This is a genomic window from Streptomyces sp. NPDC054757 (assembly GCF_053612185.1).
Map to the genome: position 1 here is coordinate 184,151 of NZ_JBSHBW010000007.1, position 25,075 is coordinate 209,225.

Annotated in this window: 12 protein-coding genes and 4 pseudogenes; 11 read left to right on the forward strand and 5 right to left on the reverse strand. The window is 66.6% G+C overall.

Annotated features, from left to right (window positions below):
* The first annotated feature begins 16 nt into the window (after window positions 1-16).
* Both ACWGKJ_RS12570 and ACWGKJ_RS12575 read left to right on the forward strand, forming a co-directional pair.
* On the forward strand, window positions 17-10,930 hold the full coding sequence (locus tag ACWGKJ_RS12570; protein WP_385019124.1) for a LamG-like jellyroll fold domain-containing protein: 10,914 nt from the start codon (window positions 17-19) through the stop codon (window positions 10,928-10,930).
* Window positions 10,931-10,938: 8 nt separating this feature from the next.
* A complete protein-coding gene (locus ACWGKJ_RS12575; protein ID WP_385019122.1) occupies window positions 10,939-11,406 on the forward strand; it encodes a hypothetical protein in 468 nt (155 codons plus the stop codon).
* Window positions 11,407-11,475: 69 nt separating this feature from the next.
* Here the strand turns inward: ACWGKJ_RS12575 and ACWGKJ_RS12580 are convergent.
* From ACWGKJ_RS12580 to ACWGKJ_RS12590, 3 pseudogenes are all read right to left on the reverse strand, one after another.
* Window positions 11,476-12,725, reverse strand: a pseudogene (locus tag ACWGKJ_RS12580) (tyrosine-type recombinase/integrase).
* A pseudogene (locus tag ACWGKJ_RS12585) lies at window positions 12,714-12,917 on the reverse strand (helix-turn-helix domain-containing protein); the annotation flags it as partial. The pseudogenes ACWGKJ_RS12580 and ACWGKJ_RS12585, both read right to left, overlap by 12 nt.
* Window positions 12,917-13,522 (reverse strand): annotated as a pseudogene (locus ACWGKJ_RS12590) (replication initiator); the annotation flags it as partial. The pseudogenes ACWGKJ_RS12585 and ACWGKJ_RS12590, both read right to left, overlap by 1 nt.
* Window positions 13,523-13,526: 4 nt before the next feature.
* Here ACWGKJ_RS12590 and ACWGKJ_RS12595 point away from each other — a divergent pair.
* The 5 genes and pseudogenes from ACWGKJ_RS12595 to ACWGKJ_RS12615 all read left to right on the forward strand — a co-directional run.
* Window positions 13,527-13,793: pseudogene (locus tag ACWGKJ_RS12595) on the forward strand (XRE family transcriptional regulator); the annotation flags it as partial.
* A gap of 2 nt (window positions 13,794-13,795) precedes the next feature.
* Window positions 13,796-14,266, forward strand: a complete 471-nt coding sequence (locus tag ACWGKJ_RS12600) for an NUDIX hydrolase (protein WP_385019120.1) — start codon at window positions 13,796-13,798, stop codon at window positions 14,264-14,266.
* A 501-nt stretch (window positions 14,267-14,767) separates the two neighbouring features.
* Window positions 14,768-15,028 carry a DUF7660 family protein gene (locus ACWGKJ_RS12605; RefSeq protein ID WP_385019118.1) on the forward strand — a complete coding sequence of 87 codons (261 nt, stop codon included), beginning with the start codon at window positions 14,768-14,770 and terminating at the stop codon, window positions 15,026-15,028.
* 595 nt (window positions 15,029-15,623) lie between these two features.
* A complete protein-coding gene (locus ACWGKJ_RS12610; RefSeq protein WP_385019116.1) occupies window positions 15,624-16,034 on the forward strand; it encodes a hypothetical protein in 411 nt (136 codons plus the stop codon).
* Between the two features lie 216 nt (window positions 16,035-16,250).
* Entirely contained in the window at window positions 16,251-16,613 is a 363-nt protein-coding gene (locus tag ACWGKJ_RS12615) for a hypothetical protein (protein WP_385019114.1), read from the forward strand.
* Between the two features lie 1,199 nt (window positions 16,614-17,812).
* On the opposite strand, the gene ACWGKJ_RS12620 is transcribed toward ACWGKJ_RS12615, so the two are convergent.
* Both ACWGKJ_RS12620 and ACWGKJ_RS12625 read right to left on the reverse strand, forming a co-directional pair.
* The gene (locus ACWGKJ_RS12620; RefSeq protein ID WP_385019112.1) at window positions 17,813-19,141 is read right to left on the reverse strand and encodes a family 43 glycosylhydrolase; all 1,329 of its coding nucleotides are present in this window, start codon (window positions 19,139-19,141) and stop codon (window positions 17,813-17,815) included.
* A 66-nt stretch (window positions 19,142-19,207) separates the two neighbouring features.
* Window positions 19,208-20,695: a sulfatase-like hydrolase/transferase gene (locus ACWGKJ_RS12625; RefSeq protein ID WP_385019110.1), complete on the reverse strand. Its 1,488-nt coding sequence runs from the start codon at window positions 20,693-20,695 to the stop codon at window positions 19,208-19,210.
* Between the two features lie 432 nt (window positions 20,696-21,127).
* Between ACWGKJ_RS12625 and ACWGKJ_RS12630 the strand changes: the two genes are divergently transcribed.
* From ACWGKJ_RS12630 to ACWGKJ_RS12645, 4 genes are all read left to right on the forward strand, one after another.
* Window positions 21,128-22,321, forward strand: a complete 1,194-nt coding sequence (locus ACWGKJ_RS12630) for an ROK family transcriptional regulator (RefSeq protein WP_385019108.1) — start codon at window positions 21,128-21,130, stop codon at window positions 22,319-22,321.
* A 19-nt stretch (window positions 22,322-22,340) separates the two neighbouring features.
* Window positions 22,341-23,153 (forward strand): ABC transporter permease, encoded by an 813-nt coding sequence (locus ACWGKJ_RS12635; RefSeq protein ID WP_385019106.1) that lies wholly within the window; start codon window positions 22,341-22,343, stop codon window positions 23,151-23,153.
* The gene (locus tag ACWGKJ_RS12640; protein ID WP_385019104.1) at window positions 23,150-23,929 is read left to right on the forward strand and encodes an ABC transporter ATP-binding protein; all 780 of its coding nucleotides are present in this window, start codon (window positions 23,150-23,152) and stop codon (window positions 23,927-23,929) included. The genes ACWGKJ_RS12635 and ACWGKJ_RS12640 overlap by 4 nt, the downstream gene beginning before the upstream one ends.
* Window positions 23,930-24,017: 88 nt before the next feature.
* A complete protein-coding gene (locus tag ACWGKJ_RS12645; RefSeq protein ID WP_385019102.1) occupies window positions 24,018-25,001 on the forward strand; it encodes an aliphatic sulfonate ABC transporter substrate-binding protein in 984 nt (327 codons plus the stop codon).
* Window positions 25,002-25,075: the final 74 nt, after the last annotated feature.

Below are 25,075 nucleotides of genomic sequence, written 5' to 3' on the forward strand. Positions count from 1 at the left end.
CCGTCGTACCCGCCGCATGAGACGGCGGGTGGCGTTGCTCGTACTGACGGCGCTGGCCCTGATGCTGACAACCCAGCAGGCGGAAGCCGAGGACCTGGCGTTGGGGGCGTTCGCGCTGCCGAGCCTCACGTCGTTGTCGTCCTGGTTCAAGGACCCGAAGTGGGGCAAAATCCCGCACCAGCAGGGCGGTTCGGCCGCCCATCGCAGCCACCGTGCCTCCGCGGCCTCAACCCGGGCGGGCAAGGGTGCGGGGCATGCGCCGGGAAAGGGGCACGGTGAGCTCGACGCCTATCACCCCTATGCCAAGGCGGGCGGCAGCGGAAAGCGCGGCAGGTACAACAAGAGCCGCAGGACGCGGGGTTTCGACGCTCACACCAGCAAGCGCGACGCACGCAAGTCCTCCCGAACGGCCACCGCCTTCGACAACGCTGACGGCACCGTCAGCCGGAAGGTGTACCAGTCGCCGGTGAACTACCGTGACGACAAGGGCCAGTGGCAGCCCATCGACACCGGCGTTCAAGCAGGATCCGACCATCGGTGGCACGAGAAGAAGAACGCCCTGGCAGTCGACTTCGCGCCCAAGGCCGCCGACTCCGCACTCGCCTCCGTCGCAACAGACAACAGCCACTCCCTCAGCTACGGGCTGACGGGTGCTGCACCCGTCGCAGGAAAGGCCGATGGTTCCCGCGTCACCTACAAGGACGTTCTGCCCCACACCGATCTGGAAGTCGCCCCGATCGCCACCGGGCTCAAGGAGTCGGTCGTCCTGCACTCCGCGCAGGCCGGGAACCACTGGACGTTCCCCCTCAAGCTCAAGGGCCTGACCCCGAAGCAGGCCGACGACGGCTCTATCGACTTGCGGAACTCAGCAGGCAAGACGGTCGAGCGGATCCCTTCGGCGTATGCCTTCGACTCCGCGATCGATCCGCGCTCCGGTGACCCGGGCACCACTCACGCCGTCACCTACGAACTCGTCCGGGAGCAGGGCGATTACGCGCTCAAGGTGTCTCTCGACGATCACTGGCTCCACGACACACGCCGTGTCTTCCCCGTCACTGTCGATCCGACCGTGACCGACGGCTGGACCACCACCTACGCCGAGTCCGGCAACGCCGGCGACCACTCGTCCGAGCAGACCATCAAGGTCGGCTCCTACGACTCCGGCACGCACTCGGCCGTCAGCTACGTGAACCACTGGGACACCGCGTGGGACGCCAGCGGGGCCACCGTCACTTCCGCGACCCTGCATCTCTTCGACACCTGGGCTGCCACCTGCACGGCCGAGCGCTTCGACGTCGCCCTGGTGACGAGCGCCTGGACTCCGAGCGGTGTCACGGGTTACCCCGGTCCGACGCATGGCTCCTCCATCGGCAATGCCACCCCGAGTGTCCCCCACGCGTGCGCCAACTCCGCCGCGGACCGGTCCGTCGGTGACTGGGTGAGCGTGCCGCTGACGGCCTCCGCCATCCAGGGCTGGTTCAACGGCACCACCGCGGACCACGGGCTCGCTGTGTACGCGTCCACCGCGGACGCCCTGCACTGGAAGCAGTTCGGCTCCTTCAACGACCCGTCCCTCGGTCCGTACATCGTCGTCAACTACACGTCCAACACTCCGCCGCAGTTGTACGAGCAGTTCCCGAACAACAACGCCGTCGTGAACACCACCACCCCGGAGCTGACCGCGTGGGCCGGCGGTGCCAACTCCACCGACGGCAGCACGAACAAGTACGAGTTCCAGGTCTATGACAGCGCCAACAAGAAGGTCGCCGACTCCGGCCTGATCGCCACCGGCGACTGGACCGTACCGGCTGGCAAGCTCAAGTGGGGCCAGACCTCCTACTGGACCGTCCAGGCGTACGACGCCGGCCTGTACTCGACCGCGACCTACACCGCGATCTCCGTTCAGGTCCCGCAGCCTGTCATCACTTCCGGGCTTTCGCAGAACAGCAGTGACCACGGCTTCGACGCCTCCAGCAGCAACTACACGACCTCCGACACGGACGCGTCCATCTCCACCGTCGGCCCTTCGCTGGACGTCGAGCGCGACTACAACTCGCGTGACCCGCGCTGGACCGGAGGATTCGGAGCCGGCTGGTCGAGCATCTTCGACTCACGGGCCACCGAGCAGTACACCGGGTCGGGCGCCGTATCCAGCGTCTTCGTCACCTACCCGGACGGCTCGCAGGTCGGATACGGCAAGAACCCCGACGGTACGTTCTCCGCGGGCTCCGGACGCTTCGCCACCTTCAAGTCGGTCACCGGTGGCTATTCGCTGACCGACAAGGACGACACGACCTACGCCTTTACCCAGTCCCTGGGATCCGGAGGATACGGCCTCACCTCGGTGACCGATGCTGACGGCAGGACTGTCAGCCTCACCTGGGCGGGCGGGCACGTCACGCAGATGTCGTCCACGGTCTCCCACCGAGCGCTGCACCTGACGTGGTTCACCCCGACCGGTGCGAGCGCCGCGCACATCCAGACGGTGGTCACCGACCCGGTCACCGCCACCGACCCGGCAACCGCACAGACCTGGACCTACGGCTACACCGGAGACCAGCTGTCCACCGTCTGCTCACCGATATCCACGACTGCCTGCACCAAGTACGGATATCAATCGGGTTCGCAGTACCAGAACGCCTCCCTCGATCTCGACCCGCACGCCATGTGGCCGCTGTCGGAGGCTTCCGGCAGCACAGCCAAGGACGCGGTCCTGGCCAACGAAGGCACTGCCAACGCCACTTACCAGAACGTCACCCTGGGGCAGCCCGGTCCACTGACCGGAGGTACGGCCAAGGCCGCCGGGTTCAACGGCACATCGTCGGACGTCGTGCTTCCGAACGACCTCGGGAACGACACCGACTCCGGCGCCATATCCCTGTGGTTCAAGACGTCGGCCGGCCCCGGTGTTCTGTATTCGTACGCCTCCCAGCCCATCAGCTCCGGCGACGCGGCCGGGTTCTACACCCCGTCCATCTACGTGGGTAAAGACGGCAAGCTGAACGCCGAGTTCTGGTACAGCGGCGGCATCAACCCCATCGTCACCAGTGCGTCGGTCGCCGACGGGAAGTGGCACCATGTGGTGCTCTCGGCTGCGGGCAACTCCCAGAGTCTGTACCTGGACAGTGCGAAGGTCGGCTCACGCAGCGGCACCGTATCCATCCAGAGCGCGGTCGCCTTCGGCAAGAACCAGCCCTTCAACTACCTGGGCACCGGCTTTCTCGGCGGAAACTGGCCGGACGAGCCACATCAGAGCTCCACGTCCAAGGACGGGTACGCGACCTACTTCAACGGCTCCATCGCGGACGCCACCTGGTACGACCGGCCGCTGGTCGCCGCCGACGTCAGCTCGCTCTACAAGTACGGAACACACACGGCGAGCCTCCTGACCTCCGTCACCCGGCCCTCCGGCAAGACCTACCAGACGATGGCCTACGACCCGGTCACCACTGCGCTGACCCAGGAGACCGACGAGAACGGTGGCGTCTGGAAGCTCGGTGCTCCGACCGTCACCGGCTCCAGCCAGACCTACCGGGGCGCGATACTCGGCAGCGCACCCGCCACCTACTTCCGGCTCGGTGAAACGGCCGGCGCCACGACGGCACTCGACGAGACGCGCGGCGGCAACGGCACCTACAGCGGCGTGACACTGGGCGCCACCGGACCGTTCACCGACCAGAAGACAGCCTCCTTCAACGGCACCTCGTCCCGCGTGCAGATACCCGACACCGTCACCGGGGACAAGGAAGCGACCGCGGAGGTGTGGTTCTCCACGACCCACGGCGGCGGCATCCTGCTCAACGCCCAGTCCAGCCCGGTGGGCGGCACCGTCGCCTCCACCGCCCCGATCCTGTGGATCGGCTCGGACAACAAGCTGCACGGCGGCTTCTACACCACCGGCGGCTCCGTCCAGCTCTCGTCGGCCGGTACGGTCACCGATGGCAAATGGCACCACGCCCTGATCAGCGCCACCGGAACCGCCCAGACCCTCTACCTGGACGGAAACCAGTCCGCGACCAAGGCATCAACCGCCGCCCTGACGAACAGCGCGCGCAGCACGATCTATCTCGGCACGGGCACCACCGGAAGTGGCTGGACCGGTCTGACCGGCGGCACCACCGCCTACTTCAACGGTTCGCTCGCCGACGCGGCGCTCTACCGCACCGCACTCACCGCGCAGGACGCCGCCGCCCACGTCGAGGCGGCCAAGAACTCCACCGGGCTGCTGCCCGTGGAGACCGTGAAGGTGACGTCCCCGACTCCGGCCACCCTCACGTACACCTACGACGTCACCAACGGCAACCGGGCTCTGACCGAGACCGATGGTCTCGGCAACAGGACCAGTTTCGGGTACGACACCGGTGGATTCGAGCACACCGTCACCGACCCCAACGGGGCGATGACCATCACCGGGCACGACGTACGCGGCAACGTGGTCTCCTCGACCACCTGTCAGGACCAGGTGGCCCATCACTGCTCGACCGACTACTACAGCTATTACCCCGACGACACCACCGCGCAGCTCACCACCGCCGATCCGCGCAACGACCTGCTGCTGACGGAGCGGGACGGACGCTCCTCGTCCGGTACCGACGACACCTATCTGACCTCGTACACCTATGACACCGCAGGTGACCAGACCAAGATCACCGGCCCCGCGGTGGCCGGATTCCCCGACGGCCGCTCCACCAGCACGGTGTACTCCGACGGCACCAGCGCCTACCCCGCCGCTGACAGCGGAGCAGTGCCGAAGGGCCTTCCGGTGAAGACGGTCAGCCCCGGCGGCGCCGTCAACTCGGTGTCGTACTTCAAGAACGGCGACGTCGCCTCGACCACCGACGCCGTCGGCCTCGTGTCCACCTTCAGCTACGACGGACTCGGCCAGGTCCTTACCAAGAAAGTCGTCTCCGACACCTACCCGGCCGGACTCACCACCACCTTCACGTACGACGCGGCAGGTCAGGTCGTCGAGGAGGACGACCCGCAACTCACCGACCGCATCACCGGCGCCACTCACGCCGCCGTCTCCACCACGGTGTTCGACGCAGACGGCAACGTGACCTCGCAGACGGTCGCCGACGCGAAGGGCGGAGACAAGCCCCGTACCGAGACGCAGACATACGACGCCTACGACCACGTACAGACCGAGTCCGACGCGAACAATTCCGCAGGCGCGGCCAACGGCAACACGACGACGTACACCTACGACCTCTCCGGGAACAAGACCACGGAGGTCACCTCCTCGGGCACCGAGACCCGGTACACGTACAACGACAACGGTGACCTGCTCACCCAGGGCGTCATGTACACCGGCAGCCCGTTGAACCCGCAGACCCCCTCGCTGCTCATCGAGTCGTCGCGGGCCTACGACCCAGCCGGCCGCCTCGCGTCAGTGACCGACGCCATGGGCAACACCACGGCGTACACCTACACGGACGACGGACTCACCGCGACGGTGAAGCGCACCAGCGCAGACGGCAGCAGCAGCTCCGTCCTGGAGGCGGACACCTACGACGCCGCGGGCAACGTACTCACCAGCACCACCGACAACGGTGAGAACGTCACCAAATACACGGTCGACGCGGCGTCCCGCAACACCTCCACCACCACCGACCCGACCGGTGTGGACCGCGTCTCCACCGTCTCGTACACCCCCGACGACGAGGTCGCCAGCGAGAGCGATCACGACGCCTCCGGCTATGACGCCACCACGACCAGTACCTATGACGCCATGGGCAACACGCTCAGCGAGACGCTGTACGGCGACGCCTCGGGGCACCCCAGCGGCTGGTGGAAACTGAACCAGCCCTCGGGCACCAACGTCACCGACTCCTCCGGGACCGGGAACACAGCTGCAGCCTCCGGCGTGACGTGGTCGGATTCCGCCGCGCACTTCTCCGGCACCACAGGACAGCAGATCTCCACCAACGCGCCGGTGCTCGACACCACGGCCTCGTACACGGTCTCCGCCTGGGTGAACCTGGACTCGCTTCCCACGCACAACGCCGCGGTGGTCGCCCAGACGGGCAGCGCCAACAGCTCCTTCATGCTCATGTACAACACCTCCCACAACGGCACACCGCTCTGGGATATGGAGCAGACCACCAAGGACGCGACCGGCACCGCTTTCCCCGGGGCCTATGCGACGGCCGCACCGAAGGCCGGATCCTGGACCCATCTTGTCGGGGTCTTCGACGCCACGACCGGCGCCGAACAGATATACGTCGACGGGGCGTTGTCGGGAACCGGGACCAACGCCACACCGTGGAAAGCCACCGGCCCGCTGACCATCGGTCAGGACGAGTACGCGGGAGCCTCTGCCGACCCGCTGCCGGGCGGTGTATCGAACGTGCAGGTCTACCAGCGAGCTCTGTCCTCCTCCGATGTCTCCTCCCTGTACGGCAAGGGCCGCACGGGCGGCACCGTCGGCTCTTCCAACGAGCAGACCACGTCGTACACCTACGACAAGCGCGGACTCCGGTCCTCGATGACCGACCCCGAGCACAACACGACGAACTACTCGTACGACGAGGCCGGAAACCTCGCGGTCACCACCGCGCCGGCTGTCCAGGCCGAGGCCGATGGAACCAACCCGGTCACCATGCACCCGGTCACCTCCAGCGGCTTCAACACCTTCGGTGAGTCCGTCGAGGAGCAGGACCCCGACGGCAATGTGACAACGACGGCGTACGACGCCAATGGCAACAAGGTCTCCGAGACCCTGCCCCCGTACACACCGCCGGGCGCGAGCGAACCGGTGGCCGATACCTCGGCGTGGACCTACGACAGCGACGGCAACCAGCTCACGCAGAGCACGCCGGGCGGCAGGACCACGCGCTCCCTCTACGACCAGCTGGGCAACGTCGTCCAGGTCACCGACGCGGACGGAAAGAACACCCAGGCTTCGTACGACACCGCGGGCGACCAGCTGACGTCGACGGACCCGACAGGAGCGTCCACCCAGGCAACGTACGACTACCTGGGCCGGCCGCTCACCTCCACCACCCTGGAGCGTTACCCCTCCACACGGACGCTCACGACGACCAACTCCTACGCGGTGAGTACCGGCAACCCGTACGGGGCGCACCTCGCGTCGACCACGTCCCCAGGCGGCGTCACGACGTCATACGGCTACAACCGGGCCGGTGACGCCACCTCGATGACGGACGGCGCGGGCAACACGACCAAGTACACCTACGACTTCGACGACAACCCGCAGAAGGCGATCCTGGCCGACGGCACCTGGAGCGAGACCGACTACAACGCGTCCGGCCAGCCGACGTACGACAAGCAGTACGACGCGAACGACAAACTGCTCAGCCAGTCCTCGCAGGAGTACGACGGCGCCGGCAACGTCATCGCATCCACCGACCCCAACGGGCACACCAGCCGTTTCACCTACGACGGGGCCGGCACGGTCACCCAGGAGATCCAGCCGGTCGACGCCTCGACGTCGATCACGACCAGCTTCGGTTACGACGCGGCCGGCAACCGGACGCGCTTCACCGACGGACGCGGCAACTCCTGGCGGTACACCTACAACGGCCGCGGCCAGCAGGCGTCGATCGTCGAGCCCACCACGGCGCAGTACACCTCGGCGGCCGACTCGACCACGGCCTTCGCCTACGACGCCGACGGCCAGATGACCAAGGCCGTGCTGCCGGGCGGCACGTCGACGTCGATGACGTACGACGCCAACGGCGACCTCAAGACGATGTCCGGACAAGGCGCGGACGCCGCCACCGCGACCCGCAACTTCACCTACGACGGTATCGGCCGGGTGAAGAGCGCCGACACCGACGCCGCGGGTATCGCGGGCCAGGCCGACCACCAAGACGCCACCCACGAGGCATTCGGCTACGACGACCGCAGTGACCTGCTGTCGGCCTCGGGTTCCGCAGGTACATCGAGCTTCACCTACAACGACGACTCGTCCCCACTGACCAGGACGGACGCGGCGGGGACCACGAGGTACGGCTACGACACAGCCGGCCGGCTCAAAACCCTCGACGACCCGGCCACCGGCACCCAGCTCTCGTACACCTACGGGCAGCTCAACGAGGTCAGGCAGATCCAGTACGGCGCTACCGGCCAGGTCAGGACGCTGGGGTACAACTCCGCTCACGAGCTGACCGGTGACACACTGCGTCAGGGTGCCACGAACCTGTCGAACATCACCTATGGATACGACGACAACGGCAATCTGAAGTCGAAGAAGACGGAGGGTGTGACGGGCGCGTCCTCGAACACCTACACCTTCGACTGGGCGAACCGCCTGACCTCCTGGAACGACGGAACGAAGAACACCGCCTACAGCTACGACGCTTCAGGCAACCGGATCCGGGCCGGCGCGGACGTCTACACCTATGACGCCCGCGACCAACTGACCTCTGACGGCACCCACACCTACAGCTATTCGGCGCGCGGCACCATGACCTCGCAGTCATCGGTGGCCGACGGCACACAGAAGTTCACGACGGACGCCTTCGGCGGGCAGATCACCGCCGGTACACAGTCCTTCGGCCTCGATGCGATGGGCCGGGACATCACGGACCGGGAATCCGTGTCCGGCGACACCCGTACCTTCCGGTACTCCGGGGCGGACAACACGATCGCCTCGGACGACGACTCCACCTATACCTACGACCCCTCCGGCGGCCTGGTCGGAATCGGCTCGCAGACCGGCGGGTCGGGTGTGCTCGCGCTGACGGATCAGCACGAGGACGTAGTCGGGACGTTCACCTCGGGTGCGAGCGCCCTTGCGGGCTCGGCGAGTTACGACCCGCTGGGGAACACCCTCGGACTGTCCACCGTGGCAGGCCACCTGGGCTTCCAGTCAGGGTGGACACAGCCGGGCTCGACCCCTGATACGGATTCGGGTGATGTCGGAACAGCATCACGCTGGTACAACCCGGAAACCGGAACATTCCGCAACAAGGACACCATCGCACTGGATCCGGTTCCGAACTCAGTGTCCGCGAACCCCTTCGCCTACGTCGACGACAACCCCATGGCGGGCACGGACGAGTCGGGCAACTGCTCCTGGTACGACGTGGTCTGCGGCGCCAAGAAGGTAGTACACAAGGCCAAGCATGTTGTGAAAAAGGTGGCGCACAAGGTCTACCACGCGGTCAAGAAGGCCGTGAAGAAGGTCGTGCACGCTGCCAAACACGTGGCCCGCAAGATCGTGCACAAGGTCCGCGACGTCTACCACGCCACCGTGCGGGTCGTCCGTCGTGTCTACCACTACGCATCACGCAAGGTCAGACGGGTCTACCACGCAGCGGTGCATGTAGTGCATACCGCCTACCACAAGGCATCGAAGGTCGTGCACCGGGTGGTGCACGCGGCGAAGAAGGCCGTGCACACGGTCAAGAAGGCCGTCAAGAAGGCCGCACACGCCGTGAAGCAGGCGGCACGCACCGCCTACCACGCCACGGTCACGGCAGCGAAGACAGCGGCCACCTTCGTCAAGCACCACGCGGCTGCGATCACGTCATTCGTCGTGTCGACAGCGGTGTTCGCGGGCTGCGAGGCCGTGACAGCGGGCGTCGGTACGATCGGCTGCGCGGCAGCCGCAGGCGCGGCGGGAGCATTGGTCACGCAGGGCTTCGCCTGTGCCCAGAAGGGCGGCGACGCGTGCAGCGTCGGAGCCTTCGCCGGCTCGGCGGCCGAGGGCGGCATCGAGGGCGCACTGGGCGGCGCGCTGGGCAAGATCGGCGGCTCGCTGCTGGCGAAGGCTGCGCCGAAGGCGATGAAGGTCGTCGGCGGGTTGTTCGGGAAGGGCGCATCGGAGGCCGAGGAGACCGCGGCCGCGGACGCGACATCAGAGGCCACGGCACGAGGGGAGCAGGAAGCGGCAGGATCGCGGACCGAGGGGTGCGGAACGGTCCACAGCTTCACAGGCGGGACGCACGTCCTGATGGCCAACGGGACATCGAAGGCCATCGCCCAGGTCAAGGTCGGTGACACGATCGCCAACTCGGTGCCGGGTACGTCGGGCACCGAGGCGCACAAGGTCACAGCGGTGATCGTGACCCACACAGACCACGACTTCGTGGACGTGACGGTCAAGGCGGCCGGAGCTGCCGCGGCGAAGGACACGCCGGCATCCGCATCGACACCGGCATCGGGCAAGGACTCGGTGGCTAAGAGCGTCGCGAGGAAGGCGGTTCGTAAGGCCGCCTTCGGCCTGGCGGCGTCAGCCGCGGTACTGGGCGCCCTGTCGGCGCACCACGCGACAGAGCCCGCCTCGACTACGGCCACGGTCGCGGCTGTCGGTCAGGTGCAGTCGGCTCAGACATCCGCGTCGACCGCGGTCGACGAAGCGGTGGCGGACGGCGAACACCTCACCACCACCTTCCACCACCCCTTCTACGACAAGACCCGTGCCGCGTTCGTTGACGCCGAGGACCTCAACCAGGGGGACGTCCTTCAGTCCCCGACCGGCACGGCAAAGGTCACCGGCGTCCGCCTTTACCACGCCAACACCACTACCTACGACCTCACTATCGGCAGCCTGCATACGTACTATGTGCTGGCGGGGGCTACACCGGTCCTCGTCCACAATTGCGGCGGGAGTAAGCTCAAAGACGGTGAGCAACATGTCTACCGCGCCGTGAAGGATGACGAGTTGAAGCAACTCATGGACACTCGACGTTTCCAGAATCCGCGCGGAATCGAGTCGAAGTACTTCTCTTCAACGCCAGAGGGTGCAGCTCTCTACGCTAAATCCGCCCATGCGACGTTCCCTGATGAGGGCGCTTACACGTTGGTGCGTGGCGTAATCAGAACTGAACATATTCCTGCGGAGAGCAGGATTGAGCATCTTGCGGACGGGGGTGGCGGAATCGACGCCTTCGCGCTCTGGGAGGATTCAATGAGTACGATCGGTCGAGTCCGGATCCTTCCTTCCATGCCGATCCCGTAGGTGAGTAGATGAAGATCTACGTGACATCCCTCCAGCAGCCGACCCTGGACCTCTGGTCGAGGTTGCTGCCTGCAACGACGGCGATCGAGTTCGCCAACCAAAGTAGCCGCTCACTTCGGGCTGACGTGCTTGTGATGTCTGGAGTTTGGGCATTCGATCGCTATGGCGGTAGGCCGAACAGGGAGGCGGCACAGGCTTTGCCCAATTCGAAAGGCGACGGCTTGCCGGAGTGGATTGTCGTGCCGCCGTTTCGTCCGATCGTTGAACGAGATGGGGAATTCTCCATCAGGGAAGACTTCGAGCAAATAAGTCCCGCCTACTACGCCGTGCTTCAGTCCCTCAGGGCAGTTAGGGATGAATTTGGAGACTCGGCAAGCGTGGTGCTGGATCTACCAATGCTCGGGATGGATGATCCGCACGACGAGTCGACCCCGGCGTCGGTGGCTAGGGCCATCGAGGTATTTTTGAATGAATGAGCAGAAGTCCCACCGGAGGGTCATTTCGGTGGGACTTCTCGCGTGTTGACGGCAACGCTGACGGCAACGTCATCGGACGACGGCTCCTGCAAGTGGGTCGTCGGGGTCGTCGTCGGTCGGGCCAAGGGCGTTGCCCAGTGTGTCGATGGCTTGGCGTTGGAGGCGGAGCCTTACGTGGGCGTAGACGGTGGCGGTGACGCCTATGTGGGCGTGCCCGAGGAGTTCCTTGATGGCGACGAGTTCGACGCCCCGCTCCAGGAGCAGGGTCGGCGGTCGAGTGTCGGAGGTCGTGGAAGCGGATCGTCCGGAGTCCTGTCCTGTGAAGGAGGCGGCGGAAACGGCGGGTGAGGTTGGCGGGGTCGAGGGGGTTACCGGTGGGGTTGGTGAAGACGAGGCCGTTGTCCGTCCAACTCGTTCCGGCAGCTTCTTGTTCTCTTTGCTGTCGTTCCCTGTGGTTCTTGGGGGAGTTGACGCACTCGGTGGGGAGGGTAATGCGGCGTTCGGAGGCGCGGGTCTTGGTGTGAAGGATGGTCAGGCCGCCGGTAGGGGTGCGCTGGAGGGAGCGGTGGATGCTGGCGGTGCCACTGTCGAGGTCGAGGTCTTCCCAGTGCAGGCCGAGGAGTTCGCCCTTGCGGAGTCCAGTGCGCAGGACGAGTTCGTATAGCGCGTGGAGCCGGTCGTCGATGGCTGCGTGGAGGAACTGCGGGGCCTCGCTCGTTGTGAAGGGCTTGAAGCGCCGAGTGCGGGGAGCGGGGGTCTTGATGTTCCGGGCGACGTTGCGGGGCAGGTCGTCCTCGCGGACGGCGTGCTCCAGGGCGGACTTGAGGACCGAGTGTACGTGGGTCGCGGTCAGTGGGGAGAGCCGCTTGTCGCAGCACTCGCCGATGGCGCAGCACTGTCGCCGGGCAGTGTCCCTTCCCTGGTCGCAGCACTGGCAGGCGACGCGGAGGCGGTCGAGGAAGGTGCGGACGTCGCGGGCTGTGAGCCGGGCGAGCTTCTTGGCGCCGAGGCCGGGGATGAGGTGGAGGCGGACGCAGGCGGCGTAGCGGGTGTGGGTGTTCTCCCGTACCTGGTGGACGGCGACGCCGTTGAGCCAGTACGTCAGGTACGCACTGACGGTGCTGTCGGCCGGGCAGGCCGAGGTTGCTGGTGGCGATCTTCTCGGTGAGCTTGGCTAGGGCTTTCTTGCGAGTGGTGCCGTAGACGCGGATGCGCTTGCGGGTGTTGCCGGGGGCGAGGACGTAACCGGCGGCTTCCCAACGGTGGTCCTTGCGCTGGTAGACGGTTCCGTCGCCGTTGGCGCGGGAGCGGGTGTGGATGAAGTCGGTGAGGGCGTGGGTGGGGATGCGGCGGGCGCGGCCGAGGGTGATGGAGGCGAGTTGGCCGGTGCGGAGGAGGTCGTAGACGGCGGAGCGGCCGAGTTAGAGGCGGGCCATCACCTGGGGCACCGTCAGCAGATCTAGCGCCGGTGCCGCCTCTGCGTGGAGAACGGTGGACGGGAGCGAGGCCATCAGGTCCCTTCGGCCATGAACTGCCGTTCCAGTTCCTTGCGATGCCAGACGTCGGCCGCGAGGAGGGCTGCGCCGGGGCTGTAGCCCGAGCCGAGGTAGTCCCAGTGGCCGACGACGAGGGTGCTCGTCGGGTCGTGCTCAGGTAGGTTGGCGTGGGCGTGGGCCTGTTCGGTGCGCCAGGCGCGGCGGGCGTCGCGCAGCGCGCCGAGGGTGGTGGAGTAGGCGCGGGATCTGGTGGAGAAGTGGCCTCGGAAGCCGAGCATGTGGGCCCACTTCCAGAGCTTGAGATGGGCGAACTCCGGCAGGCGGCCGAGCTCCCAGCAGGTGCGGATCATCTGCCGGACGTGTCGGGCGACGGCGAGGCGGGGCAGCGGCTGGGCCTGTCCGGTGCCGTCGCAGGCTGTGCAGGGGAGCGGGGTGCCGTGGGGCAGGAGGGTGGCGCCGCGTCCCTGGCAGGGGCGGCAGAACAGGGCGCGGTCGAGGGTGCCGGAGGCTTCGGCGGACTTGGTGGCGTACTTGGCCACGTAGGCAGCAACCGCCTGATCGGTCAGTTCGGCGTCGGTGCCGAAGGCGGCGATCTCGCGTACGTCGAACTGCTGGCCCCAGCCGACTCGCTGCCGCCTCGCCCTCATGCACTACAAGCCGCTCGCCGACACCCCCGGCATCGAAGTCCACACCCACAGCACCACGCTCTACAACTCCCTCTACCGCGCCGACGACCAGCAACTCGTCAACGCCCACGTCTGGGGCGTCAACGCCTACGCAGCCCCCGTGTGGCATCTTCGCCGACACGAGACAGGCGGCATGTTCGACACCTACGCCGACAGCTTCTACGCCGTGTGGGCGACGGCAACCCCCGTAAGAGAGGAAGGCTGACCGTGGCCCGCACCGAGTACTACAACGACCCGAATGCGCCCAAGCCGAACAGCATGGTCGTCGCCGCGTCCGCCGTCGTCACCGACGACCACGGGCGCATCCTCCTCCAGCGCAGTCGCGACAACGACCTATGGGCCCTGCCCGGAGGCGGCATGGACCTCACCGACTCCCTGCCAGGCACGGCCGTCCGCGAGGTCAAAGAGGAGACCGGCCTCGACGTGGAGATCACCGGCCTGGTCGGCACCTACACCGACCCGAAATACATCATCGCCTACGCCGACGCCGAGGTCCGGCGACAGTTCAACGTCTGCTTCACCGCCCGCATCAGCGGCGGCCGGCTGGAGATCTCCGACGAGTCCACCGAGCTCCGGTTCGTGCCGCCGGAAGAGATCGAGCAGTTGCCGATGCACCACACCCAACGACTCAGGCTCCAGCACTTCCTGGAACAGCGCGAGAAGCCGTACCTGGGCTGAACCGTCTGACGGCAGTAGCGACGGCAACAACCCCGCACAACCACGGACGCCCACGCACTTCACCGGACCAGCAAACCGCACTTGAGCTGCGAAAAAGCAGGTCGAAGGCTTCGCGTAGCACACGTACTACGTGCTGGCGGGGGCTACGCCGGTTCTCGTCCATAACTGCAATGGAACAATCGACCCCAAGCTGGTGAGATTCTCGCAGGATACGGTTAGTCCGCGCTTCAGCAACGGCGAGACTATTAAGCAAACTGCGGCCGGTTTGCGTTCAGGCTATGTAAAGCCGGAGGATTTGCCGACTATGCGCCTCCACTATAAGAACGGGAACCTCCATACACTTGACAATCGGCGTTTGGTTGCCTTCCAAAAGGCTGGAATTCGGATGCCCTTCAGGATGGCCACCCCAGAAGAAGTTGCAGCTTAATCCTGGAAGTTCACGACAAAAAACGAAGGGAGGTCGATTGTGATCAATCACTTCGACCCAGTGGAGTGGGCCTCATGAGCTGGCCCGATGCACAGCTGAACGAGATCAAGTCGAAGGATGATCTTGCCGGGTACTTGCAGAATTTGGCAAGGGCCATCGGCGACGGGCGCATCGCATTGGAGAATCCTTTGACCACGGATTTCGTAGATGCTTCTGCCCGCTGGACAAGTGCGATGGACGGGTTCTTTAAGAATGTCATCGGAGAACCAGTTCCCGAGTCGCCGAGCTGGGCAATGATCGCAGCAATATTTCGGGCTGCCGTAACTTACGAGTAACGGTTGCAAAGAAACGCCTTCGAGAATTCTGTCCACGAAACGGATTACAAAATCTTCTCCGCTGAGCCCAGGGGCCCACCGGAATGTGCTTCCGGCGGGGCCCCTGGGGTGTCTGGCGGCAGTAGTTGACGGCAATGTCAGCGGACGGGTGCTGCAGGACGTGGTGGTTCGTGGCCGTCGTCGGGCCGGATGGTGGGTGGGGTCGTGGAGGGCGCGGCCGAGGGAGTCGAGAGCGTCTCGCTGGAGGCGGACGTGGCGAAGGCCAGCCTTGCGGAGAAGCACGGTGAAGGTGCGGGTGAGGTTGGTTGGTCGACCGGTGTGCCCCGCGCAGTGGCGAAAGACACGTGGTTCAAGGAATATCCATAGCGTTAGCCCTCTTCACCAGGACACCGACAAAGCCCACACGGAGCCCAGGGGGACTGCCATCACCGGCGATCTGAGCGAAGGGCTTCGAACAGCTGGCCCTTTCCCTCCGCGCCTTTCAGCCCTTGCTCGAATCCTTCAAGCCAGACCGTTTCATGCGGCCCACCACGTCGCTCCTATCTGGTGATACTACGCAGCGAATCCGATTGATCACTTAATCTGTGGGGGACTCGTGAATCGTAACGATCTGATGACTGCCCTTTTGGACACCCGGCGGGCGCTGGAGGAGCAAGTCACCACGCTTGGGGAGCGTGTTGAGACCTCGCGCCGTGAGATCACCGAGACGGTGACCACTCAGGTCAACGAGCTCCATGTTGATAACCGCGAGACACGCAGCCGCGTCAACAGCGCCTCTACGTCGCTCTCAGAGATCAACAAGTCGCTCCCCGGGCTGCGCCAGGACGTTGCCGACCTGGCGCGCGTCGTCCACGAACTACGGGCAGCGGTAGGGGAGCTCTTCGCCCGCCTGCCCGAGTCTCCGACCGCCGTCGCATATCCAGACCGAGAGCAGGCGCTGTCACCGGAGCGGCCGGAGCCTGTCCAGTCTGAACAGGGCGGGTTCGCCGACACTGGCTCCCCGTAGCAGGAGCCGGACGCCTCCGCCCCTACGGACGAAGACTCCGAGACCAGCGGTGCGGTTACGTCTGAACCTGGCCGGCCCGAGGACGGCGCCGAACCCGAGTTCGCTGCTCACCGGCGGGCCGCCACCGAGGCAGCCGCCAACGCACCAAGCTCGGAGGAAGAGCCCGGGAAGGGCGGCCTCACCGCGTCGCAAAGTCGCCTTGCCGACCATGACATCGTGCTCGCCAGGGCAGCGACCGTAGGCACGGTGCACTTGGTCTGCCACCGCGACATGTGGGACTTCATCCAGGAACACGCCGCGAACATCCCTCACTTCCGTGCCCCAGCCGCGCCCTCCGAGGAGGGACACGACCGACGGCGGATCACTCTGTCCGGCCGTTCCATCATCGGCGTGCTGATCGCCATGAGTAGCACTCGGACCAAGAGCGCGGAATACGGGAAGGACGACGGCACCTGGGCGCTGTCCGGCGCCGTGTATGAGCGGCTGGCGCATGACCTCACCACCACCAGCCGGACCGGCGCCGAACCCCTGACCGTGATTTTCGACGACGGCATCAGCGACGTCGCCGACGCTCAGTGACCTGACCGCGCCTCCGCCAGCGCCTTCTGGACTGCTGAACGCGGTCTGACCCTGCGGGAGTCTCGAAACGTTCCGCCCCTCGACAACCGCAATGCCGTGGGGCGGAACGGCCTGGGCGTGGGGACCACGCTGGCAGCTGTCGGCTCCAACCACAGCAGAGTCTGTGGGTCCGCGAGAGAGCGACGCCCGGCTGAAAGAGCTACGGGACGCATTCCACGTCAAAGGCTGGAAGCCGAGCAGGACGCGGTTCGCTCAGCCGAGGTCCGGTTCGTCGACTCGGCCGCCGCGTACCTCGCCAGGCCCTGCTCCGCTTTCCGCGGCGGAGGAGGTCTCAGCTCCAGCTGGCCGTCTGTTGGCACTCAGCACGGAGGCGGGGTCCGAGAGTAGCGGCGACGAGTTCGATTTCGAAGTGATCAGTGTTCTCCAGGTAATGGGCGTACTGCTGGGGACCGCCAGCGTACGGGCTTGCCCCGCCCTCATCCGCTGACCTCGCCGTCAACTACTGCCGTCACCCCACGCAGAAGTCCTGCAAGAACATATCTGGCGGGAATTCCTTTTCGGTGCGTTACGCGCTGGCGTCCATGTGGGAACTTCCCGGCTTTGCAGGACCTCCACCGTGGGGTGTAGAGCCGAGCGGGAAGCCGTCGTCATCTTGGGCGGCGAGGGCCCAGACGAGGAGGAATGGGTTCGCTACGACCTGACCGACGTGCACACGGGCACGGTAAGCGGCGAGATTGCCGTCGACGTGACCAACCCCTAAGAACTGGTTCCCTGGGCGACGGCTCCTGGCTCACCGACGTTCCCGACGGCATCCCCTTCCGCCGGACACGCTCAATCGAGTGTCTGGAAGCGGCGTCGTGATGTCAGTGAGTCGGACCGGCCATGGCCAACTTCCGCATGCCTCGTTCGTGCTCCAGCTGCCGTCGTCTTCCCGGGAGGATGGCCACGGCAGCAGGCTACTGCCCGCCGCAATCCGGGTAGCCGGGCGTTGCCTTAGCGGAGGTTGGTGGACGCCAACGGGACACCAGCGACCGTCACGTGCGGCTGAGCTTCCCCGGTCAGTGAGCCGCTCCGGTGGCCCCCCCCCGCGACGCCCACGCCGACGGGGTCGGCCCTCATGCCGGGCCGCCCCTGTCTGACCTGCGTGTTTGCCGAGGGCGCGAGGGGGAGCCGCGGCGCTCCTCACCGCGACCGGTGTGTCAGTTCTGGCGCCGTACGTACAGACGGTTGCCCTTCGGGCCGGTCCACTCCAGGCGTACGACGCCGGCCACCGCGGCATCGCCCGTGCGGGACGGGTCGGACCAGTAACCGGAGGCCGGATTGCGGAAGAAGGTCGCCCACAGGTCTCCGTCGCGGTCCGTGAAGAAGTTGTTGTGCCCGGCGCCCACGCCCGCGGTCCAGCGCTCGGAGTACGGTCCTTCGAAACGGTCGGCGACGGCGACGACCGCGTCGTACTGGTACTGCGTGCGGCCGGTGCCCGGCACGTCATAGGCGTAGCGGGGGCTGCCGTAGGCGTCGATCGAGGTGCGGTCCCACGCGGACTGCACCAGGTAGTACTTGCGGCCGTGCTTGAAGACGTAGGCGCCTTCGAGGTACGGCTCCGGTGTGTACGGCTTCTGCTGGAAGGCCGGGAGGTTCGTCGTCGGGACGATGTCCTCCATGTCGTCGCGGAACTTGGCGTAGAGGTTGTTGTGCAGCACCAGCCACGCGTCGGCCCCTTCCGAGAAGAGGCTGCCGTCGATGTGGAAGTACGCACCGGGTTTGATGAACGAGGGCCCGCCGATGAACGAATCGCCGAAGGGCTTTTTGAGGTTGCCTTCGGCGAGGCGGTACGGGCCCGCGACCCCGCCGTCGCTCACCAGCAGGAAGGAGCCGACCTTCTGGGAGTGGTCGCCCATGCACGCGACGAGGTACCACTTGCCGCGGAAGTAGTGCAGTTCGGGCGCCCACGCCTCGCCCCGCTTGCCGAACTGGTCGTCGTACCAGTACTCCTGCCACGGGGCGACGACCGTGCGGCCGGGACGGTTCTCGTCGACGAACTCGGGCGACCACACCTTGCCGCGCTCGGCGCCGGGGCGGAAACCGGTGGTGTCGGCCAGCCGCCAGGGGCCGTGCAGGGACCGTGCTGTCCACACGAAGATGCCGTCGTTCCAGGGGCCGGCCACCGGGAGGCCGGGCACGCGGGTGGTGCCGGTGGCGACGTAGAGCGGGCGGCCGTCGACGACGAAGCAGTTGACGTAGGTGTCGCGCATCCAGACGCGCCCCAACTCATGGTCTCTGGGGCGGAGTTCCAGGGGGAGGACGAAGGAGTTGTCCTCGCGCGGCCACAAGTCGTGGCCGGGGTCGGCGAGTCCGTACGAATCCGGCTCGGGGCGGTTCGACGGGTAGTGGCTCTTCGGGTGCGACGGTGTGTGCGCGGGCAGCGCCTCGGCGGTGGCCGTAGGCAGCGCGGCCACCCCCAGGGATCCGGCCACGCCGGTCAGTATCGACCGGCGGCCGATGTGTATTGCGTTCTCGGGTCTCTCCATCGGGCTGTCCCCTTCGTCTTCTTCATCTTCGTCGTCAAGGCTTGTGGCGGTCTGTCGGCATGCGGTTCATGGCTGTCCGGCCCCGGAGTGAGCTTCGGGGCCGTCGGATTCGAAGGCGGACAGTGTGGTGTCGTAGTCCGTCTCGACGTCGTACATCGGCGTCATCCAGTGGTAGAAATTGTCGCCACGTTCGCGGAGCAGGTCGTACAGCCGCCGGGTCAGTGCCGTGCGTACGCCGAGCAGTTCCGGCTCGTCGTAGCGGTTGTGCAGCTCGTCGGGATCGGCATCGAGGTCGTACAGCTCGTTGCAGGACTCCGGGTTGATCACCAGCTTGTGGGTTCTGGTGCGCAACATCCGCTGCGGGTACGGGAAGTGGTGACCGTGGAACTCGGCGAGGTGGTGCTCGTCCCACTGCGGGTGCTCACCCCGTACGAGGGGCAGCAGGCTGCGGCTGTCCACGGCCGGCCCGGTCGCGCTGCCCGCCAGGTCGAGGATGGTGGCGGTGCAGTCGGTGAGGGAGACGAACTCCTCGCGCACCTGGCCCCGCGGGGCACCCGGTACCTTCAGCAGACCGGGGATGCGGTAGATGTCCTCGTACATGGCAGGCCCCTTGTCGTGCAGCCGGTGGGCTCCGGTGAACTCGCCGTGGTCGGCGGTGAAGAAGACCGCCGTCTGGTCGTCGAGGCCCAGTTCACGCATGGCGTCGAGAATGCGGCCGATCTGCTCGTCGACGAGCGTGACGTAACCCCAGTAGACGGCGATCAGCTTCCGTGACTCCTCCAGCGCCATGGTGTCGAAGGCCCACAGCTTGCTGTAGTTCCGCTGGACGGCCGGTTTCGCCGCGAAGGTCTCGCCCATGGAGGCGGGCAGTTCGACCAGCCCGGGGTCGTACATGTCGTAGTACGCGTCCGGGAGGATGTACGGCAGATGGGGGCCGAAGAAGTGGGTGGCCAGGAAGAACGGTGCCCCGTCACCGTGGTCCTCCTGCGCGGCGAAGCGCTGGAGCATCTCGATGGCGCGCGTGGCGAGGTAGTACTCGAAGGTGGCTTCCACCGGCTGGTGGAGGCGGGCGGCCAGGAGGTTTCCCGGGCTGCCGTTGGGTGTGGTGCCCCGCACCGGATCCGTGATGCGGTACGGGGGCAGGCCGTTCTCCGCCAGATACGCGAGGTAGTCGGGGTGGTCCACGGGGTTGTGCCAGCCGGCCAGGTCGGGGCCCTCGAAGCCGTAGTCGGCTGCGGTGCGCCGTACGCCGCCGTGCCATTTGCCGAGCAGCCCCAGGTTGTAGCCCTCGGAGCGCAGTTGCTCGGAGAAGGTGAACTGGCCCTCGGAGAGATCCTCCAGATAGCCGACGTTACGTTCGTAGTTGGCCAGTAGTTTGTGCCGGAACGGAGCCGCCCCGGTGAGCAGGCTAGCGCGCGCCGGGGTGCAGATCGCGGTCGGGGTGTAGAACCTGTCGAACCGCGTTCCCTCGTCCGCGAGCCGGTCGAGGTTCGGGGTGTGCGTATGCGGATTGCCGTATGCGCCCAGGGTGTCCACCCGGTGCTGGTCGGTCATCAGGAAGAGCATGTTGCGGCGCACGGAGGGCCTTTCGGGTCGGTCCGGCTCGCACGCCGGCCCGGGACGGGCGGACGCATCGGACGTCGGCATTGCGGGCACGCCGCCCTGACGCCTCGACAGATGCCGCTTCGGGATGGCCGACGCGGCTTCCGGTGCGTGTGCGACTGCGTGCTCGACGGTGCCGTGCGACGCATGTTCCGGCCCGGCGGGGATTTAAGTCAAGAGGGTGAACGCAAATCGCGTGGGGGACCCCGCTGTGGACCGCGCGCACCGTTACGCGTTGCTGAAAAGGCCGCCGGGCTGGGTGCCGGGCGTGTCCGCACCATACATGTGGGCAGGTCAGGGTGGAGCCGTTGCGGCGGCTGTTGACACAGAGCGTTCATATGAACAATTTGTTTCGAGTTATTGACGAAAATACCCGGCACTCACATGCTGTCCTGCATGCACGAACAAGACGGTCCGCTGACGCGCCTCCGCCGCAGCCATGAGCAAGCGGTTCTCGGGCTGCTCCGCAGGCACGGCCCGCTGAGCCGGGCCGAGTTGGGCGATCGCAGCGGGTTGTCCCGCACCACGCTTCACGACATCCTCGCCGGACTGGTGGGTCATGGCTCCGTGGTCACCGGCACACCGCACGTCGAGGTCCGCAAGCGCGGCCGGCCGGTCGAGAAGCTCAGCCTCAATCCGGCAGCGGGCGAGGCGGTCGGCATCGACTTCGCACGCCGTTCCGTGCACGTCGCGGCCGTCAACTTCGCACACGAGGTGGTCGGTTCGTCGAGCGAGGCGCATGCCGCGGACCTGTCCTGGCCCGATCGGGTCGCTATCGCCGGACGTCTTCTCACCACGTCTGCGACCGTCCAGCTCGACGCACTCAGTGCGATCGGCGTCGGTGTGGTCGGACCGATCACCGACCCCGGCAGCGGAAACGCACGTGCGCAGGGCATCGATGGCCTGCCGGACCTGCTGCGCGAGCAGTTCGGTGTGCCGGTCCTCCTGGACAACAACACCCGGCTCGCGGCGCTCGCCGAGGCGGTGTGGGGTGCGGCGGCGGACAGCAACGACGTGCTCTACCTGCGGTTGTCACACGGCGTCGGCGGCGGGCTGGTGGTGGGCGGAGCGCTGCACCGCGGCCGTAACGGTCTGTCCGGTGAGTTCGGGCACATCACCGTGGACACGGCCGGCAGACCATGCGGCTGCGGCGGGACCGGATGTCTGGAGACCCGTGCCTCGCTCGACGCGGTTCTGCACCGCTACCGCGAAGCCGGCGGCCGGGCCGACGACATCACCGAGTTCCTCGACGCCGCCGCTGCCGGCGAACCGTCCGCCCTGGAGGTGCTGGAACGCGTCGGCAGCGAGGTCGGCGGGGTGCTGGCCGCGGTCTGCCATGCGGTCGGGCCGGGCATCGTCGTCGTCGGCGGCGAACTGGCGGAGGCCGGAACCGCGCTGTTGGAGCCGGTCGAACGAGCCCTGCGGCAGCAGCTGATGCCGATGGCCCGCCCTCATGTGGACGTACGGCGCGCGACGTTCGGCGACGCGGGCAGCGCGCTGGGCGGTATCGCCCTCGTTCTTCATGAATCCCCCCTGCTCACCCACTACCCGCAGCCCGTCCCCGAGGAGAACGCGTGAAGCCACCAGCGAGGAACCCATGGCTGTGATCGCTCCCGCCGAGAAATCCGCCGCCGAAGGGCGGCAGCAGCAACCGCGCCGTTCCCGGCACCGACCCCTGCTCCTCAACGCCGTCGCGGTGGTGGCAGGCATCGCCGTCTGGGCAGCCGTGGCCGCTCTGGGGCTGGTCGAGAACCTGCCCGCGCCGCTGGGGGTGGCGGAGAAGGCCGGCACCATGATCTCCGACGGCACCCTCGCGTCCGATACGTTCGCCAGCCTGCGCCGGGTCCTCCTCGGCTATGCCCTCGGCGTGGCGGTGGCCATCCCGGTCGGCTTCCTCATGGGCTGGTACCCCGTCGCACGTGCCCTGATCGAGCCGTACATCCAGTTCTTCCGTACCATCCCGCCACTCGCGCTCATTCCGCTGGCGGTCGTGCTGCTGGGGATCGGCGAGGTGCCGAAGATCGCCGTGATCTTCCTGGCCTCCTTCATGTCCTGCGTCCTCTCCTCGTTCCAGGGCGTCATCGACGTCGACCGCACACTCATCAACGCGGCCCGGGTGCTCGGCGCGTCGGACCGCACCATCTTCGCCAAGGTGGTCGTCCCGGCGTCCACTCCGTTCATCCTGGTGGGCATGCGGATCGGCCTCGGCGCGTCCTGGGCCACCGTGGTCGCCGCCGAACTCATCGGCGCGCAGGAGGGGTTGGGATACCGGATGCAGAAGGCGTCCACCTGGTTCGACATGGACGCGGTCTTCGTGTCCCTCATCACGATCGGCGTACTCGGGCTCGTCATGGACCGGCTGCTGCTGCTGGCCGAGCGACGTCTCACCGGCTGGCAGGAGCGACGATGAACAGCAAGATCACCCTCCGTGACGTGGTGAAGACCTTCCCGTTGAAGGGCGCGTCCTTCAGCGCGCTCGACGGAGTGAGCCTGGACATCGCGGACCAGGAGTTCGTCACGGTCGTGGGGCCGTCCGGCTGCGGCAAGTCCACCCTGATGAGCATGGTCGCAGGGCTGCAGGAGCCCGACTCGGGCACTGTCCTGGTCGACGGGGCGCCGGTGTCAGGACCCGGCCCCGACCGGGGAGTCATCTTCCAGCAGTACGCACTCTTCCCCTGGCTGACCGTACGGCAGAACGTGGAGTTCGGGCTCAGGATCGCCTCGGTGCCCGCCGCCGAACGGCACCGGCGCGCCGAGCAGGCCATCAGCCTCGTCGGTCTCAACGAGTTCGCCGAGGCCCTGCCCAAGACGCTCTCCGGCGGAATGAAACAGCGCTGCGCCATCGCCCGTGCCTATGCGGTCGACCCCCAAGTGCTGCTGATGGACGAGCCTTTCGGGGCGCTCGATGCCCTGACCCGGGTGCAGCTGCAGGACCAGCTGCTGCGGACCTGGAGCCAGGAGAAGCGCACCGTGCTGTTCATCACCCACGACGTGGACGAAGCCGTCTATCTGGCCGGCCGGGTCGTCGTCATGGCCGCCAGGCCCGGCCGTATCCATCGTGTGATCGACGTGGATCTGCCCTATCCCCGTACCGAGGAGATCCGGCTCTCGCCCGAGTTCCTGCACATCCGCAACAAAGTGTGGACTGCCGTGTACCACCAGGAAGCCCCGGCCCGGGCGGCCTGATCCGTCGTCGCAGGGCCCGCACCCGGGGCCTCCGTACCAGGAACTTCGCAGAATCGACCGGCGCACCGCCCCGAGAGGAAATTTCCGCATGCCCAGAAAGCCGATCAGGCACGCCGTCACGGCGCTGCCCCTCGCGTTCATGCTCTCGCTGTCCCTCGGCGCCTGCTCCGACAGCGCATCCGAGAACAACAGCACGGTTCGGTTCGGCTACATCGGCGACTACAACGGGGCCAGTCTGCTGGCGATCGCCGACAAGCAGGGGCTGTGGAAGAAGGCGGGCCTGACCCCACACGTGAAGTCGTTCAACAACGGTCCCGTGCAGGTCCAGGCGCTCAGCGCCGGTGACCTCGACTACGGATACATCGGCCCCGGTGCGATGTGGCTGCCGGCCTCCGGCAAGGCCAAGGTCATCGCCATCGACACCCTCACCTACGCCGACCGGGTCATCGGCCGGCCCGGCATGAACTCCATGAAGGACCTCAAGGGCAAACGGGTCGGCGTACCCGAGGGCACCTCCGGTGACATGGTCCTCAACATCGCCCTGGCGAAGGCCGGGATGAGCGTGAAGGACATCGACAAGGTCAACATGGACCCGTCCACCATCGTCTCCGCCTTCTCCTCGGGGAAGATCGACGGCGCCGGCTTCTTCTACCCCGCCATCGACACCATCAGGAAGAAAGTCCCGGGCCTTACGGAGATAGCCAGTACCAAGGAGACCGGGGGCGCCTTCCCCACCGCGTTCGTCGCCGGCACCAAGGTGCCCAAGGCGAAGAACAGCAAGGTGATCAAGGTGCTGCAGCAGGCCAACGACTGGCGCAAGCAGCACCCGGAGGAGTCCATCGCACTCACCGCCAAGATGCTCCAGGTCACCGAAGCCCAGGCCAAGTCCGACGCCTCTCATGTGGAGACCCTCTCCACCGCGGACCTGGCCGCGAAGACCAAGAGCGGTGAGGTGAACCAGTGGCTGAAGAAGCTGGGCGAGTTCTTCGTCCGGAACAAGCAGCTGGATGACAACCCGGATCCCAGCGACTACTACGAGGGCGATCTCTACGAGCAGAGCGCCGGCAAGTAGTCCTCGGCCTCCGTCGAGGTCGCCCCGGCTCATGTGGTGCGGGTGCGGCTGTGGGGCCGGTGCGTGTGCGCACC